General features: G+C 67.0%; 19 protein-coding genes. 7 read left to right on the top strand and 12 right to left on the bottom strand.

The window, feature by feature from the left end; all coding sequences use genetic code 11:
* Positions 1 to 93 precede the first annotated feature (93 nt).
* From cmtR to AB0P08_RS03225, 3 genes are all read left to right on the top strand, one after another.
* Positions 94 to 429 carry a Cd(II)/Pb(II)-sensing metalloregulatory transcriptional regulator CmtR gene (gene cmtR, locus AB0P08_RS03235; protein WP_029266220.1) on the top strand — a complete coding sequence of 112 codons (336 nt, stop codon included), beginning with the start codon at positions 94 to 96 and terminating at the stop codon, positions 427 to 429.
* 199 nt (positions 430 to 628) lie between these two features.
* Positions 629 to 2509, top strand: a complete 1881-nt coding sequence (locus tag AB0P08_RS03230; protein WP_036331301.1) for a heavy metal translocating P-type ATPase — start codon at positions 629 to 631, stop codon at positions 2507 to 2509.
* Between the two features lie 44 nt (positions 2510 to 2553).
* Entirely contained in the window at positions 2554 to 3210 is a 657-nt protein-coding gene (locus tag AB0P08_RS03225; protein WP_029266216.1) for a DsbA family protein, read from the top strand.
* Positions 3211 to 3256: 46 nt separating this feature from the next.
* Here the strand turns inward: AB0P08_RS03225 and AB0P08_RS03220 are convergent, their stop codons facing one another.
* From AB0P08_RS03220 to AB0P08_RS03165, 12 genes are all read right to left on the bottom strand, one after another.
* The gene (locus AB0P08_RS03220; RefSeq protein ID WP_029266214.1) at positions 3257 to 3661 is read right to left on the bottom strand and encodes an arsenate reductase ArsC; all 405 of its coding nucleotides are present in this window, start codon (positions 3659 to 3661) and stop codon (positions 3257 to 3259) included.
* 21 nt (positions 3662 to 3682) lie between these two features.
* Positions 3683 to 4681 carry a metalloregulator ArsR/SmtB family transcription factor gene (locus AB0P08_RS03215; RefSeq protein ID WP_029266212.1) on the bottom strand — a complete coding sequence of 333 codons (999 nt, stop codon included), beginning with the start codon at positions 4679 to 4681 and terminating at the stop codon, positions 3683 to 3685.
* Positions 4678 to 5775, bottom strand: coding sequence for an ACR3 family arsenite efflux transporter (gene arsB / locus AB0P08_RS03210; RefSeq protein WP_029266210.1), 1098 nt, complete (start codon positions 5773 to 5775; stop codon positions 4678 to 4680). Before arsB ends, AB0P08_RS03215 begins: the two co-directional genes overlap by 4 nt.
* Positions 5772 to 6098: a thioredoxin gene (gene trxA, locus AB0P08_RS03205; protein ID WP_029266209.1), complete on the bottom strand. Its 327-nt coding sequence runs from the start codon at positions 6096 to 6098 to the stop codon at positions 5772 to 5774. The genes arsB and trxA overlap by 4 nt, the downstream gene beginning before the upstream one ends.
* Positions 6095 to 7072: a thioredoxin-disulfide reductase gene (gene trxB / locus AB0P08_RS03200; RefSeq protein ID WP_029266208.1), complete on the bottom strand. Its 978-nt coding sequence runs from the start codon at positions 7070 to 7072 to the stop codon at positions 6095 to 6097. Before trxB ends, trxA begins: the two co-directional genes overlap by 4 nt.
* A gap of 304 nt (positions 7073 to 7376) precedes the next feature.
* Positions 7377 to 7565 (bottom strand): hypothetical protein, encoded by a 189-nt coding sequence (locus AB0P08_RS17040; RefSeq protein ID WP_371511042.1) that lies wholly within the window; start codon positions 7563 to 7565, stop codon positions 7377 to 7379.
* Positions 7566 to 8096: 531 nt separating this feature from the next.
* Entirely contained in the window at positions 8097 to 8441 is a 345-nt protein-coding gene (locus AB0P08_RS03190) for a metal-sensitive transcriptional regulator (RefSeq protein WP_029266204.1), read from the bottom strand.
* 23 nt (positions 8442 to 8464) lie between these two features.
* The gene (locus AB0P08_RS03185) at positions 8465 to 10708 is read right to left on the bottom strand and encodes a heavy metal translocating P-type ATPase (RefSeq protein ID WP_371511043.1); all 2244 of its coding nucleotides are present in this window, start codon (positions 10706 to 10708) and stop codon (positions 8465 to 8467) included.
* 73 nt (positions 10709 to 10781) lie between these two features.
* A complete protein-coding gene (locus AB0P08_RS03180) occupies positions 10782 to 11036 on the bottom strand; it encodes a YHS domain-containing protein (protein ID WP_029266198.1) in 255 nt (84 codons plus the stop codon).
* 21 nt (positions 11037 to 11057) lie between these two features.
* Positions 11058 to 13379, bottom strand: coding sequence for a heavy metal translocating P-type ATPase (locus AB0P08_RS03175; RefSeq protein ID WP_029266196.1), 2322 nt, complete (start codon positions 13377 to 13379; stop codon positions 11058 to 11060).
* Positions 13380 to 13424: 45 nt separating this feature from the next.
* Positions 13425 to 14375 carry a DUF8832 domain-containing protein gene (locus AB0P08_RS03170; protein ID WP_029266194.1) on the bottom strand — a complete coding sequence of 317 codons (951 nt, stop codon included), beginning with the start codon at positions 14373 to 14375 and terminating at the stop codon, positions 13425 to 13427.
* A complete protein-coding gene (locus AB0P08_RS03165) occupies positions 14372 to 14584 on the bottom strand; it encodes a heavy-metal-associated domain-containing protein (protein WP_029266192.1) in 213 nt (70 codons plus the stop codon). The genes AB0P08_RS03170 and AB0P08_RS03165 overlap by 4 nt, the downstream gene beginning before the upstream one ends.
* A gap of 104 nt (positions 14585 to 14688) precedes the next feature.
* On the opposite strand from AB0P08_RS03165, the gene AB0P08_RS03160 reads away from it, so the two are divergent.
* The 4 genes from AB0P08_RS03160 (at position 14689) to AB0P08_RS03145 (ending at position 18054) form a co-directional block, all read left to right on the top strand.
* On the top strand, positions 14689 to 15849 hold the full coding sequence (locus AB0P08_RS03160; protein WP_051667917.1) for an FAD-dependent oxidoreductase: 1161 nt from the start codon (positions 14689 to 14691) through the stop codon (positions 15847 to 15849).
* Positions 15850 to 15925: 76 nt separating this feature from the next.
* Positions 15926 to 16366 carry a DUF6153 family protein gene (locus AB0P08_RS03155; RefSeq protein WP_156040316.1) on the top strand — a complete coding sequence of 147 codons (441 nt, stop codon included), beginning with the start codon at positions 15926 to 15928 and terminating at the stop codon, positions 16364 to 16366.
* Between the two features lie 94 nt (positions 16367 to 16460).
* The gene (locus tag AB0P08_RS03150; protein WP_029266186.1) at positions 16461 to 17069 is read left to right on the top strand and encodes a DUF305 domain-containing protein; all 609 of its coding nucleotides are present in this window, start codon (positions 16461 to 16463) and stop codon (positions 17067 to 17069) included.
* A gap of 145 nt (positions 17070 to 17214) precedes the next feature.
* Entirely contained in the window at positions 17215 to 18054 is an 840-nt protein-coding gene (locus AB0P08_RS03145) for a F510_1955 family glycosylhydrolase (RefSeq protein ID WP_029266184.1), read from the top strand.
* Positions 18055 to 18892 lie beyond the last annotated feature (838 nt).

Below are 18892 nucleotides of genomic sequence, written 5' to 3'. Positions count from 1 at the left end.
TTCCAGGAGGTGGTGGACAAGGCGCCACGCCTCGATGCAGTGTCCAGTGGAGTCGCCATCGCTATAGTTCAGTGTCCCGTGTATAGTCATCGTGTGCTGACTATTGCTTCTCGTCTTGATGTGATGAACCGGCTGGGTCGGGCGATGGCCGACCCGACGCGTTCGAGGATCCTGCTGTCGCTGCTGGATGCCCCGGGTTATCCGGCCGAGCTCGCCCGTGATCTTGAACTGAGCCGCACGAACGTGTCGAACCATCTCACCTGTCTTCGGGGCTGTGGACTGGTGATCGCGACGCCGGAGGGTCGTCGCACGCGGTACGAGATCGCAGATCCGCACCTGACGGTGGGCCTGCGGCATCTTCTCGACGCGGTTGTGGCGGTCGATGAAGGCGTGCCGTGCGTTGACGAGAAGTGCGAGTGCTGCGCATGAGCGCGGAGTGCTGCGGCGACGACGAGCCGCGGAAGACAGGCACCATCCACCGCGTCGAGTTGTCGCTACCGCAGGGGGAGACGGCTGCTGCGGCCCAGAGGTCGTGCAGGCGGCGGCGGGCGTATCTGCTCATGATGACGGCGATGCGTGCTGCGGCCCCGCCCTGCCACCAGCCGCCGGCGCCGATCACGAGTTCGAGGTGCGTCCACCGTGGTGGCGGGACATCGCTCTACTGCCGTCGGCGCTGTCCGGTGTGTTCCTACTCGCCGGGTACGCGTTCGAGTGGACGGGCCTGGAGATTGCCGCACTGGTGCTGCAGTGGGCAGCTCTGCTCGCTGGCGCGTACACGTTCGTTCCCGGTGCGATCCGGCGCGTGATCCGTGGCCGGCTCGGTGTCGGTCTGCTGATGACGATCGCTGCTGTCGGCGCCGTCCTGCTCGGGCACGTCGGTGAAGCAGCGACCCTGGCGTTCCTGTTCTCCCTCGCTGAGGCGCTGGAGGACCGAGCGATGGACCGCGCTAAGGAGGGCCTGCGCGCACTGCTGTCACTGATCCCGGAGACGGTGCGCGTCTCACGGCTCAGTGGCGACATCACGGTCCCTGCTGCCGATGTGCGCGAGCTCGACATCCTCGTCGTCGGAGCGGGCGAGCGTGTGGCGACCGACGGTGTCGTCGTCGAGGGACGCTCCAGCCTGGACACATCGGCGATCACCGGGGAGTCCATCCCGGTCGAGGTCGGGCCCGGCGACGTGGTCGCGGCAGGTTCGGTGAACGGGTCGGCGACGTTGCGGATCGAGGCGACCGCGGATGGCCGCGACAACTCCCTCACGCAGATCGTCTCGCTGGTGGAGCAGGCCCACGCCCGCAAGGGCGATCGGGCACGACTAGCGGATCGGATCGCGCGCCCGCTGGTTCCCGTCGTCCTGATCGCCGCGGCGCTCGTCGCGCTGTTCGGCTTCGTCGTCGGTGACCCCTGGACCTGGATCGAGCGGGCACTGGTGGTCCTGGTCGCGGCGTCCCCGTGCGCGCTGGCGATCGCGGTGCCGGTCACCGTGATCAGCGCCATCGGCTCCGCGTCGAAGTTCGGCGTGGTGATCAAGTCCGGGGAGGCGTTCGAGCAGCTCGGCACGATCCGCGCCGTCGCGCTGGACAAGACCGGGACGCTCACCCGCAACGAACCCGCGGTGGTCGACGTCCGACCCGCCGACGGGACCAATCGCGACGACCTGCTCGCCTGGGCTGCCGCCATCGAGGCGACCAGCACGCACCCCTTGGCCGCCGCGATCACCGCGGCATCCCCGAAGGCGCTGTCCGCCATCGATGTCGTGGAAGAAGCCGGCCACGGCATCGCCGGCCGCGTCGACGGCACACTCATCCGCGTCGGGAACGCGCGCTGGCTTGACCCGGCCGTGCTCAGCACCGCCGCCGAAGGGATGGCTGCGGAGGGCATGACCGTGGTCGTCGTCGAAGCCGACGGCGCTGTCGCCGGGCTCATCGGCATCCGTGACGAACTGCGCCCGGAGTCGGCCGAGACCGTGCGGATGCTCCACAGTCAGGGCATCGAGACCGTCATGCTCACCGGCGACAACGAACGCACCGCCCGCGCCATCGCCGCCCAGGCAGGCATCGACGATGTGCGGGCCGAGCAGCTGCCCGCCGACAAGGCCCACGCGATCGAATCCCTGACCACCGTCCGCCCGACGGCCATGGTCGGGGACGGCATCAACGACGCCCCAGCACTAGCGACCGCCACGGTCGGCATCGCCATGGGACTGAAAGGTTCGGCGGCCGCCATTGAGTCCGCCGATGTCGCGTTCACCGGCCACGACCTCCGCCTCATCCCCGGCGCGCTCGCGCACGCGCGCCGCGGGCGACGCATCATGACCGCGAACATCGCCCTGGCCCTCGCCATCATCATCGTGCTCTTCCCGCTGGCGCTGTTCGGCGTTCTCGGTCTGGCCGGTGTCGTCCTGGTACACGAGATCGCCGAGGTCGTCGTCATCCTCAACGGCGTCCGTGCAGCCCGACGCCCCGCTGCTCTCCGAGAGCTAGCGCCGGCACCCGAGCCCGCACGCGCCTGACCAACCCTGCGGTGATATCGCCGTCCGAGCTGGAGCCATCCTTCGTGAAGACCCCCGTCAAAGTCAGCCTCATCACCGGTGCCGTCGTTATCGTCCTCGTGATCGCAGCTCTGGTCGTGGTCATGCTGACCCGGCCCGCTGCTCCCGACCCTTCCGGCTCGGCGGGCGCACTGCCCGGCGCCCGGACTGACTCGCACGTCCTGGACGACGCCGGCCCGGATGCGCCGACGCTGGTGGAGTTTCTCGACTTCGAGTGCGAAGCCTGCGGAGCGTTCTACCCGGTGGTCGAACAGATCCGCGCCGACTATGAGGGCGAGATCAACTACGTCGTGCGGTACTTCCCATTGCCCGGACACTTCAACTCCATGAACGCCGCCCTCGCCGCCGAAGCGGCAGCTCAACAGGGCAAGTTCGAGGAGATGTACGCTCGCCTGTTCGAGACCCAGGCTCAGAGGGGCGAGCAGCAGACCTCTCACACCCAGTTGTTCCGGACGTTCGCCGAAGACCTAGGCCTCGACATGGACTCGTACGACGAAGCAATCGCCGACCCCGCCACCAAGGAAAGAGTCGAAGCAGACCGCAACGACGGCCAGTATCTCAACGTCAGTGGCACGCCGACCTTCTTCCTCGACGGCGAGAAGCTCGAGCTCACCCAGCTCAGGGACCTCACGGATGCCCTCGACGAGGCCGTCGCTCGCTGACACTATCGAGCGTGCGCGAGGCCCGCCTCAGCGGACAGACTTTGAATCAGAGGATTTCGTCGACCAACCTCTCGATGCGTGCCCGGATCTCGTCTCGGATCGGGCGAACAGCCTCGATGCCCTGACCGGCAGGATCGTCGAGCTTCCAATCCTCGTAGCGCTTGCCAGGGAAGAACGGGCAGGCGTCGCCGCATCCCATGGTGATCACGACGTCGGAGGCCTGCACGGCTTCGGTGGTGAGGATCTTGGGCTGCTCGGCGGTGATGTCGATGCCCAGTTCCTTCATCGCTTCCACGGCGATGGGGTTGATCTGGTCGGCCGGCATGGAGCCGGCGGAGCGGACCTCGATGCGGTCGCCGGCGATGTCGCGGAGGAACCCGGCAGCCATCTGGGAGCGGCCGGCGTTGTGCACGCAGACGAAGAGGACGGAGGGCTTGGTGGTGTCGGTCATGAGGGCTCCTGTGGGTGGTGGTCAGTGCGTGAGCTCATCGACGAGGGCGCGGACGCGGTCCTCGATGTCGTCGCGGATGGCTTCGACGCCCTCGCGGGATGCGAGGGCAGGGTCGCCGACGGCCCAGTCGTCGTAGCGGACGCCGGGGATGATCGGGCAGACGTCGCCGCAGCCCATCGTGATCACCACGTCGGCGGCACGGACGGCATCGTCGGTGAGGGGCTTGGGGAAGCGTTCGGCGGCCAGGTCGCCTTCGATCTCGGCGAGGATCGAGCGGACGTGCGGATGGATGACGTCCGCGGGAGCAGATCCTGCCGAGCGGGCGACAACCCTGCCGGCGGCGAGCTTGTTGACAAGCGCGGCAGCGAGCTGCGAACGCCCCGCATTGGCCACGCAGACGAACAACACCTGGGGTACAGCGGAGTCGCGGTCGCGCGTGAGGTCGGCGAGTCGCTGACGTGCGAAGCGTTCGGTGAGCGGGACAAGCGCTCCCGTGACTATTGCCGTGCGGGCGAGTGACGTGTACGACTCACGAACGATGCCCAGCACGGTCTCCGGGGCGAGCTCGGGGACCTCGGCGGCGAGCTCATCGGCGAGGTGGGTGATCCGCGCATCGAACTCGGGGTGGCCGGCGCGGCCTTCGGCGTCGCCGTCTTCGCCGGGCGCCGTCATGGTCGCAGGCGCGAAGGAGTCCAGCAGAGCGGTGACGGCGCCCCGGCGGCTGGGGTTGATGCGGTACCAGACCCAGGTGCCGCGCCGTTCGGAGGTGAGCACGTCGACGCCCTTGAGGACCTTCAGATGGTGCGACACGGTGGGCTGTGAGACGTGTGCGAGCTCGGCGAGATCGCACACGCAGGACTCGCCTCGCGGATCGGAAGCGATCGCGGAGAGCATGCGCAGGCGCAGCGGATCCGACAGAGCCTTTAAGGTCGCGGCGACGGTGGACGCCGCCTCGTGGCCGATGGCGTGGGTAGCGACCGGGCTGCAGCTGTCGACGGCGTCGGTGAGCGTGACGTTCATGAGGTGATCCTTTCGCCGGTGTAGGGATCGGTGTGGAACCAAGCGCGCGCCGCCCAGAGGGAGACGTAGACGAGTCCAACGAGGACGGGCACCTCGATGAGAGGGCCGACGACGCCCGCCAGAGCCTGCCCGGAGGCGGCGCCGAAGGTGCCGATGGCGACGGCGATGGCGAGTTCGAAGTTGTTCCCGGCCGCGGTGAAGGCCAGCGTGGTGGAGCGGGCGTAGTTCAGGCCCAGGCTCTTGCCGAGCAGGAGCCCTGCGAACCACATCAGCCCGAAGTAGACCAGCAGTGGCAGCGCGATCCGCGCGACGTCCAGCGGGTTGGCCAGGACCGCATCGCCCTGCAGCGCGAACAGCAGCACGATGGTGAACAGCAGCCCGTACAGCGCCCAGGGGCCGATCACGGGGAGGAACTTCTCCTCGTACCAGGCGCGGCCGCGACGCTTCTCGCCGATCCAGCGGGAAGCGAAGCCGGCGACGAGTGGCACGCCGAGGAAGACCAGCACGTTCAGGGCGATCTGCCAGACCGAGATCTCCAACCCCTGAGTGTCCAGACCCAGCCAGCCGGGCAGGACGGTGAGGTAGAACCAGCCCAGCAGTGAGAAGGCGACCACCTGGAAGACAGAGTTGATCGCGACGAGTACGGCGGTCGCTTCCCGATCGCCGCAGGCGAGGTCGTTCCAGATGACGACCATCGCGATGCAGCGGGCGAGACCGACGATGATCAGCCCCGTGCGGTACTCGGGCAGATCTGGCAGGAAGATCCAGGCGAGGGCGAACATGACCGCAGGGCCGACGAGCCAGTTCAGCACCAGCGAAGACACGAGGAGCTTCTTGTCGCCGGTGACGGCCGCGATCTTGTCGTAGCGGACCTTCGCGAGCACCGGGTACATCATCACCAGCAGCCCGAGCCCGATGGGCACCGAGATGCCGCCGACCTCGAGGTGGCCGAGCAGGTCCGACAGAGCGGGGACGAATCGGCCGAGGAGAAGTCCTGCGACCATGGCGAGCCCGATCCACAGTGGCAGCCACTTGTCGAGGGTGGACAGACGCCGGACGGCGGCGGGAGCGGAAGCTGCGGTTGCGGTGGTCATGCGAGCAGCGCCTCGATCTTCTCGGCGATGACGGGCTTCGGGTGCGCGCCGATGAGGATGTCCGTGCCGGTGCCGTCGCGGAAGAAGCCGAGGGTGGGGATCGACGTGACGCCAGCGGCGGTCACGGTCTCGGGATTCCGATCCGCATCGACCTTGACGATCTTCACTCGTCCGTCGTACTCGGCGGCGAGCTGCTCAAGAAGCGGAGCGACCTGGCGGCACGGACCGCACCAGGTGGCCCAGATGTCGACGACGACAGGGATGTCGGAGTCGAGAACTTCGTCCTCGAACGTGGCGTCGGTGACGGCGGTGAGCGTGCTCATGCGAAGACCTCCTCGGCCTCGATCGGAGCGGCCGGGTCGTTCTCGAGGTTCGAGAGGTAGTGCTGGGCGTCCTGAGCGGCGGCGCAGCCGGTGCCGGCGGCGGTGATCGCCTGCCGGTAGGTGTGATCGACCAGATCGCCGGCCGCGAACACCCCGGGGATGTTCGTGCGGGTGGAAGGATGATCCACTCGGACGAACCCGCCTGCGTCGGTGACGACCTGTCCTGTGACCAACTCCGAGCGGGGGTCGTGGCCGATCGCGACGAAGACACCGGTCGCCGCCAGCTCGCGCTCGGTGCCGGTGACGGTGTCACGGAGGGTGACGGATTCGAGCTTCTCGTCGCCGTTCAGCCGGGCGATCTCGCTGTTCCATGCCACCTCGATCTTCGGGTGGTCAAGCACGCGCTGCGCCATGATCTTCGAAGCGCGGACCTCGCCGCGACGGTGCACGACGGTCACCTTGCATGCGAAACGGGTGAGAAACAGGGCCTCCTCCATCGCGGAGTCCCCGCCGCCGACGACGACGATCTCCTGCTCGCGGAAGAAGAACCCATCGCAGGTGGCGCACCAGGACACGCCTCGGCCGGTGAGTCGCTCCTCATCCGGCAACCCGAGCTTGCGATAGGCGGAGCCCATGGTGAGGATCACCGCACGCGCACGGAACGTCTCACCCGCGCCAGTCACGATGGCCTTGATCGGTCCGTCGAGGTCGACGCTGACTGCGTCGTCGAGGAGGATGCGGGCGCCGAACCGCTCGGCCTGCTGACGCATCGACTCCATCAACTCCGGTCCGTTGACGGCGTCGACGAACCCAGGGAAGTTCTCCACCTCGGTCGTCGTCATCAGCGCACCACCGGTGGTCACCGAACCGGCGATAACGACCGGGGCGAGGTTTGCCCGGGCCGCGTAGATCGCGGCGGTGAAGCCTGCGGGGCCCGATCCGATGATGACCAGCTCAATCTGTTGATTCGACATGAATCTATATTGACATTCTTCAAAGTAAGGCGCAATCGGCGGCGAGACAGTTCACGGACACTGCACCTGGATGCCAAGAAGCGACCTCCCAATCGGGAAGTCGCCCTCTCGTGGGTCGGTCAGACTGCGCCGACGGGCCTTGCGCCGATCTGCGCAGTACGGATGGCGTGCCGCAGCAGCTGGCACCCTCGGCGTCGAAGCCGCCGGCACCGCCGCAGACCCCGGTGTCGGGAAGGACGAGCTCGTTGCGCTCCGCAGCCTCGTGATCTCCGGCAAGGTGAGCTGCGACGCTGCGGACCTGCTCCTAGCCCGTGAGCGCCAGGAAGGTGGGGGCGCGGCCATAAGACTTCGCACCGACGATGAACAGGTCCTTCTCGGGCTGCGCGAGCTGGCGTGCGCCGGTGGCTCCGACGGAGCCGCAGGAGTGGATGTTCGGGTCGATCTCCGAGGCGATGCTGGCCACGGCGTCGAGCACTGGCGAGGATACGGCCATCGCAGCCGTCCTGGTCGACCGTGTGCACAACGAATGGCTGGCCCTTGCGGCCGCTGTCTACGTCTTTGTCGCGCCCCTGCCGCGCGATTCCCGTCACCGTTGTGCCGTAGAGGACGCGGTCACCCAGCACATCGACGAGTGGGGTGAGGTACTCACTCACCCACTCCGCCCCCGTCGGGTAGCCGTTTGCCGGCGCCGTCCCGGTCGGCTCGAGCAGGCGACGCGCTGCAGTGTCGGTGAGCTCCGGCCAGCCTGAGAAGAGGCGTGCATGACCCCACTCGGACACGGCAGCACCAGCGGAGGAGCCACGCTCGACGACCACGTCATCGACGCCACGTTCGGTTAGATGGGCGGCTGCAGCCGGATGGCCAGCCCAAGCCCGTCATCGATCACGATGGCATCCTCGATCAGTTGCTCGATTCTCAGCGTCAGGACGGCGCCTTTGACTACAGGCGCGCAAAGTCCTGAGCGTCCACTCGCCCAGAGCTATCCGAGGAGCATCGAAGGCATCCGCGGGGCCGCCTCGCTGGCTTAGCGGACGAGGCGTGCGATGGCCTGGGATGCTTCAGTGATCTTGGCCTCGGCAATGTCTCCGCCTGCACGTGCGGCGTCGGTGACGCAGTGGCGGAGATGGTCTTCGAGAAGACCGACAGCAACGCCCTGGAGTGAGCTCGTCAGCGCTGAGATCTGGGTGAGGATGTCGATGCAGTACTTCTCCTCGTCGACCATGCGGTGGATGCCGCGGGCTTGTCCTTCGATCCGTTTGAGACGGGCGAGATAGCGGGCTTTGTCGGTGATGTAGCCGTGTTCGCCGTGTTCGCCGTGTTCGCAGGCGGTGTCGGACTCGACCTGGTCGGTCTCGATGGTGTCGGTCATCGTGGTCTCCGGTTCTGGATTGGTTATCGGTTGAGGATCGCGCGGGCCGTGGTTTCCGGGCGAAGGTCGAGTCGCCGCAGGAGCTGCGCGTTGAGGGCAACCACGATGGTGGACAGGGACATCAGGATCGCCCCGACCGACATCGGCAGCACGAACCCGATGGGGGCGAGGACGCCGGCGGCGAGGGGTACGGAGATCAGGTTGTAGCCGGCGGCCCACCAGAGGTTCTGCTTCATCTTCCGGTATGCGGCGCGGGACAGTTCGATGACGGAGAGCACCGAGCGGGGGTCGTCGCTGGCGAGGATGACTCCGGCAGAGGCGATGGCAACGTCCGTGCCGGCGCCGATCGCGAGCCCGACATCGGCCTGGGCGAGGGCGGGGGCGTCATTGACGCCGTCACCGACCATCGCGACCTTGCGTCCCTCGTTCTGGAGCTCCTGCACCTTCGCGGCCTTGTCCTCCGGTCGGACGCCGGCGAAGACACGGTCGATGCCGAGGTCCTCGGCCACGGTGTGCGCGACGGCTTCGGCATCGCCGGTGATCATCACGACCTGCACACCCAGCGCGTGCAGTGCATCGACGGCTTCGCGCGATTCCGACCGCACCTCATCGGCGAGCTTGAGAGCGCCGATCACACGGCCGTCCTGAACCACGTGGAGGATGATCGCACCGTCATTGCGCCACCGCTCGGCAACGGGCAGCTCCTGCGCATCTTCCTCGGTGAGCAGGTGCGGTCCCCCCACCCGTACAACGGTCCCGTCGACGGTCGCGGTGACGCCGACTGCGGGAGAGGAGGTGAAGTCCGAGCTGCGGGGCACGTCGAGGTGACGGTCGGCGGCGGCGCGGACGATGGCCTTGGCGAGCGGGTGTTCACTGTCGGCCTCCGCGGCGGCGGCCAGGGCGAGCACCCGGTCGGTGTCGTTGCCTTCGACGACTGAGACCTCGGAGACGGTCGGTTCGCCCTTGGTGAGGGTGCCTGTCTTGTCGAACAGCACGGTGTCGACGGTGCGCATGCTCTCCAGCGCGAGCCTGTCCTTCACGAGTACGCCACCGCGTGCGGCGCGTTCGGTGGCGATGGAGACGACCAAGGGGATTGCGAGACCGAGTGCGTGGGGGCAAGCGATGACGAGCACCGTGATGGTGCGGATGACGGCATCATCGGGAAGCCCAACGAGCGTCCACACGATCGCCGTGATCACGCCAGCGCCGAGAGCGAACCAGAACAGCCAGCCTGCCGCCGTGTCGGCAAGGCGCTGCGCGCGCGAGGACGAGCTCTGTGCTTCGGTGACCAGGCGTTGGATGCCGGCGAGAGTGGTGTCGTCACCGGTGGCGGTAATCTCCACGCGCAGCCCGGAGTCGGTCGCCACAGTTCCGGCCGTGACCTGGTCATCGATACCGCGCGTCACGGTGCGGGACTCGCCGGTGACCATTGACTCGTCCATCGACGCGCGACCGTCGACGATGCGACCGTCGGCGGGGACGCTGCCCCCGGGGCGAACGATGACGACATCACCGACGACGAGTTCGGCAGGCGAGACCGTCACGACCTGGTCACCTTCGACGCGTTCTGCTTCGTCGGGCAGGAGCGCGGCCAGGGAGTCGAGAGCGGACGTGGTCTGCGCGAGGGACCGCATCTCGATCCAGTGCCCGAGCAGCATGATCACGATGAGGAGCGCGAGCTCCCACCAGAAGTCGAGCTCGTGGTGCAGCAGGCCGAGGCTCGCACCCCAAGAGGCGATGAACGCAACGGTGATGGCGAGTCCGATGAGGAGCATCATCCCGGGCTTGCGGTCGCGGATTTCGCTGACAGCACCGACGAGGAACGGCTTTCCACCCCAGATGTACATCACTGTTCCCAGTACCGGGGACACCCAGGCCAGGCCGGGAATGTCGGGGAGGGTGTAGCCGAGGATCATCGCGAACATGCCCGACAGCGCGACGGTGGGGACGGCGAGGATCAGCATGATCCAGAACAGGCGACGGAACTGTCCGACGTGGTCGCCATGCCCCGCATGACCCCCGTGTCCACCGTGAGCGTCGTGTCCACCATGTGCGTCATGGCCGGCATGCTCGCCGTGACCCTGGTGGCCCATCGGCGCGCCGCTTCCGTGCGGTGCAGTATCGGGACCGTCGTGGTGCACGGCGGTGTCGTGGTGAGGGGTGTGGACGGGGGGGTCTTCTGTGGCCGCGGCGGGGACCGATGGGGTGTGCCCGTGCGCTGCGTGTTCGTGGGTGTGATCAGCGTCGTCGCTGTGTGGCTGGCTCATGAGGCTATCCTCCTCGGAAACGATGAAGCTGTGCGGGGCGATCCGTGTGCCGCCCCGCACAGGTGAAGCGATGTCAGGCTGCGGTCACGTACTTGGCGGGGTCAGCGTCGAACAGGGGGCCGCAGGCGGCGCAGCAGAAGTAATAGCGGGTGCCCTCGTAGTCGCGGTAGAGGCCAGCGGCTTCAGCGTCCGCTTTCACGACGGTGCTGCCGACCATCACGGGGCATTCGGCGAGCTGTTCGGCGGACGGCGCGAGGAGGTCCTTGCGTCCGTCGGCTGGGACAGAGCCGTGGCTGTTGTGGCTGCAGCAGGATCCGGAATCAGACATGTGTGTTCCTCTTTCGTGATTTCAGTGGGTTCCGACGGTTGCGTTCCGCGTCGCATGATCACGCGGTGCGGGCGCGGCGGTCGGGGATGGGTCCGCCGCCTGGCTGCGGAACGTGCGCAGGCGGAGGCTGTTGCCGACGACGAAGACGCTGGAGAACGCCATCGCGGCGCCGGCGAGCATGGGATTGAGCAGACCGAGGGCTGCCAGCGGGATGGCGGCGACGTTGTAGGCGAAGGCCCAGAACAGGTTGCCCTTGATCGTGCCGAGCGTCTTCCGAGACAGACGGATCGCGTCGGCCGCGCTGCGCAGATCGCCGCGGACGAGCGTGATGTCGCTGGCCTCGATCGCCACATCGGTGCCCGTGCCCATGGCCAACCCCAGGTCTGCCTGGGCGAGCGCGGCCGCATCGTTGACGCCGTCTCCGACCATCGCCACGACCTTGCCCTCGCGCTGCAGCCTGGTGACCACGTCGACCTTGTCTTTCGGGAGCACTTCGGCGATGACCTCATCGATGCCGACCTCAGACGCGATCTGCTCGGCCACGGCACGGTTATCTCCGGTGAGGAGCACCGGTGTCAGTCCCAGCGCCTTCAGCTGCCTGATGGCTTCGGTGCTGGTCGGCTTGATGGTGTCCGCGACGATGAGCACACCGCGTGCTTCCCCGTCCCACCCCACGGCGACCGCGGTCTTGCCCTGACGCTCTGCTTCGCTCTTCGCGGCGGCGAGATTCTCGGGAAGGCGCTGGGACCAGTCCTCGAGAAGCGACTCGCGGCCGACAAGGACGGCGTGCCCGTCGACGATGCCCTGCACTCCCTTGCCCTCGATGTTCGCGAAACCCTCGGGTGTCGGAAGCGTGCCGACCTCTTGGACTGCGGCTTTGGCGATGGCCTGCGCGATGGGATGCTCGGAGGCGTCCTCCACCGCACCCGCCAGGCGCAGCAGCTCGCCGCGGTCGACGCCGTCAGCGGTGAACACGCCGGTGAGCGTCATCCGCCCTGTGGTCACCGTCCCGGTCTTATCCAGAACGACGGTGTCCACCCGTCGCGTCGACTCGAGAACTTCCGGACCCTTGATGAGGATGCCCATCTGCGCGCCGCGGCCCGTGCCCACCAGCAGTGCGGTGGGCGTGGCAAGGCCCAGGGCGCACGGGCAGGCGATGATCAGCACCGCGACCGCGGCGGTGAACGCCGCCGCGGCAGGGAATCCCGCGCCGAGCCAAGCGCCCAGCGTGGCGATGGCGATCGCGATGACAATGGGCACGAAGATACCCGACACCCGGTCGGCGAGGCGCTGCACCTCGGCCTTGCCCGATTGGGCGTCCTCGACGAGCTTCGCCATCTGCGCCAACTGGGTGTCCGACCCGACCCTCGTCGCCCGGATGACGAGCCGGCCACCGGCATTGACCGTCGCCCCCGTGACGGAGTCTCCTTCGCCGACCTCGACCGGCACGGATTCACCGGTGAGCATGGACGCGTCGACCGCGGAGGTGCCGGAGACGATCACACCATCGGTGGCGATCTTCTCGCCGGGCCGTACGACGAACTCGTCGCCCTCTCGCAGGTCCGCGATGGGAATGCGGGTCTCGGCGCCGGCGCGAAGCACAGCAACATCCTTCGCTCCCAGCTCCAACAGCGCGCGCAGGGCGGCGCCCGCCTGCCGTTTCGCCTTCTTCTCGAAGTAGCGTCCGGCGAGGATGAACATCGTCACCGCGGCACCCACTTCGAGGTAGATGTTCGCCGCCCCGTCCGACGGTGCCACGGTGAGCTCGAACGGGTGGGTCATCCCGGGGACGCCGGCCGTGCCGAAGAACAGCGCGTAGAGCGACCACAGTAAGGCGGCTATCGTCCCCATCGAGATGAGCGTGTCCATGGTCGCCGCACCGTGCCGGAGATTCGTCCACGCTGCCTTGTGGAAAGGCCAGGCCGCCCAAACGATGACGGGGCCGGCCAGGGCGAGTGAGAGCCACTGCCAGTAAGTGAACTGCAATGCGGGGATCATCGACATCGCAATCACAGGAAGGGTCAGCACGATGGAAGCGATCAAACGGTTCCGCAGGCTCACCAGCTCCCTATCCGGAGCGTCCTCACCGTCGACTACCGCGGACGGCTCCGGTGAGGGAAGGGCGGCCGTGTAGCCGGTCTTCTCCACCTCGGCGATCAGCAGCGCCGGGTCGAACCCGTTCGGTGCGGTGACCTTCGCCTTCTCCGTCGCATAGTTCACGGTGGCGGTGACACCGTCCAGCTTGTTGAGCTTCTTCTCGATGCGCATCGCGCACGACGCGCAGGTCATCCCGCCGATCTCCAGCTCCACGCTGGACGCGGCTGCTGACTGCGTATCCGTCATGATGTCTCCTCGATCCTTCTTGCAACTCGATGCGCACTGAGCGGGTCAGTGCCCGTCGTGCTCGGCGTCGTCTTCGGTGTCCGCCTGGTCGCCGGTGGCGGGGGTCGCCTCGAGTACGAACTGTGCGGTGTGGACCTGTCCGTCGACCTGGAAGTCCAGGTACAGCAGGTAGCGGCCGGTGGTGGGTGTCTCGGCGGTGAATTCCACCTCGGGGCCGGCCAGATCGCCCGGCTGTGGTTCCTCGCCGCGCGCGTGCACATGCAGATACGCCAGGTCGCCATCGCGCAGGGCAACGAGGTGGCCGAACGCACCGAGGTACGGCTCCAGCACCGTGACGGGTTCCCCGTCCCGAGAGACCTTGACAGTCAGTTCGCTTCCAGTTCCGGCGACCAGGTCGCCGCTGACGGTCACGTCGAAGCCGTCGACCGTGTCGCTTGTCTTGACGGCGACCTCGGGCTCCGGTGTCAGCTGCCCCGCCACATCGACGGTGCGGGAGAGCGTGGCGCTCACCCCCTCAGAGGTGAAGTCCGCATACAGCCGGTACGTTCCCGCGGTATCCCAGGACCATGGCAGCGACCAGACCCCGGTCCTCGGGTCGAGTTCGGGGTGCACGTGACGGTATTCACGCCCGTCGTTGCGGACCACGATCAGGTGCAACTGCTTATCGTGGGCCTCGTCGAAATCGGTGATCGGGACACCTGAGGGATCGCGGATGTCGAAGGAGAGTTCACCGTCCGTCTCGACGTTCGCCGGCGCCTGTACGGGGCTCATTGTGAATCCCGATGCCGCGCTCATCACTCCACTCACCCCCATCTCCTGATCGTCTTTCGTGCCAGCAGCATCCTCGGGCGCTTGCGCGTCATGCGAGGAATGCCCGGCGTCCGCCCATGCGGTCACCGTGCTGTCGGGCACGAGTGCGCCCGCGGCGGCGAAGGCGGCGCCGAAGACAACGACAAGGCCCGCGCCGTAGAGGCCGAGGCGGCCCGGGGCGTTCATGAGAGTCGGACCGCCTCGTACCCGGCCTCATCGACGGCCGCGAGCACGGCCGCGTCATCCACTGCGGAACTCGTCGTGACGAGAAGCCGGCCGGTCTGCGCACTCACTTCGATGTTCTCGACGCCGGGGACCTGGCTGACCTCGCCGCGAACAGCGACCTCGCAGTGGCCGCAGCTCATCCCGCTCACCTGGTACTCGCTCGTGCTCATGATGGCTTCCTTCCCTCGATTCGGAATACCCCGGTAGGGTACTGGTATGCCTAACCATATACCCACCCAGGGTATTCCGGTCAAGGGGGTGAAGGGAGCTTCTCATGGATAAGACCAGCTCGGATGTGCTCATCGTCGGCGCGGGCGCCGCGGGTCATTCTGCGGCGGTCACGTTGCGGCGCAGCGGTTTCGACGGGTCGATCCGGATCGTGCATGCGGAGCCGTTCGCCCCGTACAACCGCACGCTGGTGACCAAGGGCATCCTTCGTGGCCTGCTCACCCCGGAGCAATCCGCGCTGCCTGCCTTGGACTCGATCGATGTCGAGACGATCCCCGGCAGCGCTGTCGGGATGGAAGAGCGGGGCATCTTGCTGCACGATGGCAGACGGCTGATATTCGCAACGGCTGTCGTGGCGACCGGCGCCGCCCCGCGTCCCCTGCAGGCGACAGGCGTCAGCGAGGGGGTCTTCACGCTGCACAGCGCGTCCGACGCGCTACGCATCCGAGGGCATGCGGGTCCGACGTTCGAAAGGCGGGTTGTCACTGTCCTCGGTGCCGGGCTGGTCGGAGCAGAAGCAGCAAGCTACCTTGTGAGCGCTGGTGCCAGAGTGCATCTCGTCGCGCGCTCCGAAATCCCCTTGGCGCACAGCCTCGGGTTGCCGATCGCCACCCGGCTCCGCGATCTGCACGCTGCGCACACGGAGTTCCATCCAGGCCGGACAGTGCGCTCCATCTCGGCTTCCGGAAGCGGGGGTGACGTACTCCTCGATGATGGGACATCTGTATCGTCAGACGTGATCGTCCTCGCCCACGGAACAGTTCCGGCTGTCTCATGGATCCGCTCAGACGGTGCCGCGATCGAGGTCGATGACCGGCTCCGTGCCAGGACGATCCCGGCAGTGTATGCGGCCGGTGGGGTCGCCGCTCATGTCGGTCCCGACGGTTCGCTCTATCGTATGGATCATTGGGATGATGCGGTGGCACAAGGGGCTCACGCCGCCCGAGCGCTGCTTCATGATCTGCACGGCGGGGACGATCCTGGCCCGTACCGGCACGTTTCCGGGTTCACGGTGAATGTGCACGGCGTCACGCTGAGTGGAGCGGGCGTCGTCTTGCCGCAGGCGACCGCGGAAACGACGTCATCGGCCGGCGGCGGCCTCGTCTCGACCTTCAGGACCGCCGACGGCAAGAGGGCGGGTGCTGTCGGGTGGTCAGCGGCAAGGGAAATCCTGGCGGTCAAGCACGAGCTGGCAGGCGGCTTCTGAGTGTGCACAGGATCGATGTCGGGCACACAGGCGGCGGTGCTAGCGTCGTGAGGAACAGGAAGGATCGAGGATGCAGGTGACGGTTCGCGCCACAAGCCCGCAGTTGTCGCTGCGCACCCTGCTGATGCTCGGCACCGCGGCCGTCCTGATCATCGTCGGCCTCCTGGGCATGCACACCTTCACCGCGGAACCTGCCGGGCACGGCTCCTCGGGCGTCGCCCATTCCGCATCGACAGTCGCTCACGTTCCGGACGCCACGGCGAGCCTCGACGACGGTGGTGCCGCTGCCTGCGACGGGCCGTGCCACGTGACCACCGGACAAGGGCAGGGTCACGACGACATGGTCACCGCCTGCGTACTCGCGTTGCTGGCCGGCCTTCTGCTCCTCGTCCCACCGACGTTTGCCCGACGCTCCGGCATCTCCCTTCGCGAGGTGACCAGCTGGTTGCGGTGGGAAGCGACCGATGCCCTCCCTCGTGGCCCCTCGTTGACGGTTCTTTCGATCAGTCGAACTTGAGTATTCGCACGCCGACCCAACTGTGGGCGGCCCTGCGGCGCCCGTTGGCGCCGCCGCTTCAGCGAACTCTCATACGACTTACGAAGGAACGACCATGAACAAGAAGATCCCCCTCGCACTCAGCACCGGCGCTCTCACCCTCGCCCTGGTACTGACCGGCTGCGCCGACACCGGCACCGCGCCGTCCGGTACCAGCAGCTCACCGTCCGCGTCGACGTCCTCGTCGGCCTCAACCGAGGCTGACGAGATGTTCGTCACGATGATGATCCCTCATCATGAGCAGGCCATCGAGATGTCGGACATTCTGCTGGCCAAGGACGGCGCGGACCCGCGGGTGGTCGAGCTCGCCGAACAGATCAAGGCGGCGCAGGGCCCGGAGATCGACAAGATGCTCGGGTGGCTCGAGGACTGGGGTGTGGAGTACGACCCCGATTCGATGGGCGGCATGGACCACGGCTCCATGGGCGGCGACGACAGCATGATGTCCGAAGAGGACATGACCATGTTGGAAGACGCCGACGCGACCGAGGCCAGCCGTTTGTTCCTCGAGCAGATGATCGTGCACCACGAAGGCGCCGTCGACATGGCACAGACGGCGCTTGACGACGCGCAGAACCCGGACGTCCTCGAGCTCGCGCAACAGGTGATCGATGACCAGACGGCGGAGATCGCCACGATGAAGGACCTCCTCGGAGAACTGTAGAACCACGCGGGGCGGGCCGATTCCCGAACGACCCGCCCTGCGTTTCCCGCGCGATCGCCCCGCGCGAAGACCGACCCCGCGGCGCGCTCCCTGCTGCCCGCGTCACAAGCCTGGCCACCCTCCTGGCCGCTACCCGGAAACCATCATGAAACGATCATTTCTTCTCGCCGCCGCAACCATCCCCGTGCTGACGCTCGTCATTACGGGCTGTACTGCCGCGCAGTCCGACGAGCCCGATGCGACACCCCGCATCGACCACATCCACGGCATCGCCGAAGACCCCCGCGGTGACGATCTGCTCGTCGCCACGCACAACGGCATCTTCACCGTCACACCGGACGGGAACGTCTCCGGACCCGTCGGCGGCCATGACTTCGATGCCATGGGATTCACTGTCACCGGCGACACCCTGTTCGCCTCCGGACACCCCGGAGAGCAAACCCCGGCCGAGCTGGGATCCCCGAACCTCGGCATCATCCGTAGCGATGACTATGGCCTCAACTGGTCGCCCATCGCCCTGAACGGAACAACCGACTTCCACGTCCTCACCGCCAGCCCCGACGGAACCCTGTACGGCATCGCTTCCAGCCAAATCGACCTGCTCTCCAGCACCGACAACGGAACGAACTGGACCACCCATGCCCCTCTAGCGGCAGCCGACCTCGCCGCCACAGAGTCCGGGCTCTATGCCGCCACCGAAGAAGGACTGCTCGTCAGCACCGACGGTGGCGACACCTTCACCCCCGTCCCCGAATCACCCCTGCTCTACGCCCTCGTAGCACGCACAGACGGCACACTCGTCGGCGCCGGCACCGACGGGGTCCTCTGGGCCCAAGATCAGAACGGGACGTGGCAGCAGCTGGGGCCACTCGACGGAGCCGTTCAAGCCCTCAGCACCATCGATGACCGCATCATCCTCGTCGATGACCGAGGCATCGTTGGTGTCACTGTCGACGGCTTCACCGTCCTCAGCCCGGCCCGGTAACCGCAGCCCACTCACGAATCCACCATGAACGAACACAAGAATCCGTTCCGGAACTTCGTCTTCTTCATCACCGCGGCAACGATCGCCGTCGTCCTCCTCGCCTTCGCCACCTACCTCGCGATTGGAGCGATCCTCTGATGTCGCCGGACGCACGATTCGATCCGCTCCGCCTGTCCGCGCTCAGCCATCGTTCCGCACCGAGCAGGCCGCCACCTCGCCCGTCGCGTGCGTACCGACTGCACCGCCGACTTGTGCGGTTAGGGATTGTGCTCCTGGCAGCCGGACCCGCGCTCGTCCTGATCCATCTGAGCACCGATACACAATACGGAAGCCACAATGGCACTTGGTGGACGTACACGGTGGCGAGCTACGACGTCGCCATCATCACCACGATCATCGGGGTAGCACTGGTCTGGCGATCGCCGCCGGCCTCCGATGAACGGCGTGAATGACTGGCCGAATCGCGGCGTCAAGAGACAGGGACATCCCAACGTCTCATGACCTTGTCGATCTCGACGAGGCCGGCGAAGCGGGCAACGTCGCGTCCACCCATGACGCGGTTCCGAGCGAGCTTCGCCGGGAACTGCTTCAGGGGAGGGATCTCGGTCTCGTGTTGCGGCGAGGGTCTGGCGTTGAGCCTGGACGGTCGCCGCTAGCGCACGCCGGAACGGAGCCACTGATCGTGTAGCAGTTGGCTCATCGCCACGCGTGGTGTCAGGTCACCGTGTCGAGCTCCACGCCGTAGTCATCGGCGTTCTGCGTTATCGGCACGAATATCGAATCATCCCCGGCGTACTCAGCGAGCTCCGGCGGGCAATCGAGATCGCCGATCGAGAGC

The organism is Microbacterium meiriae (assembly GCF_040686935.1).
GTDB classification, from domain to species: domain Bacteria; phylum Actinomycetota; class Actinomycetes; order Actinomycetales; family Microbacteriaceae; genus Microbacterium; species Microbacterium meiriae.
The sequence above is the reverse complement of the archived record's forward strand: the minus strand, read 5'-3'. Positions and strand labels throughout refer to the sequence as shown.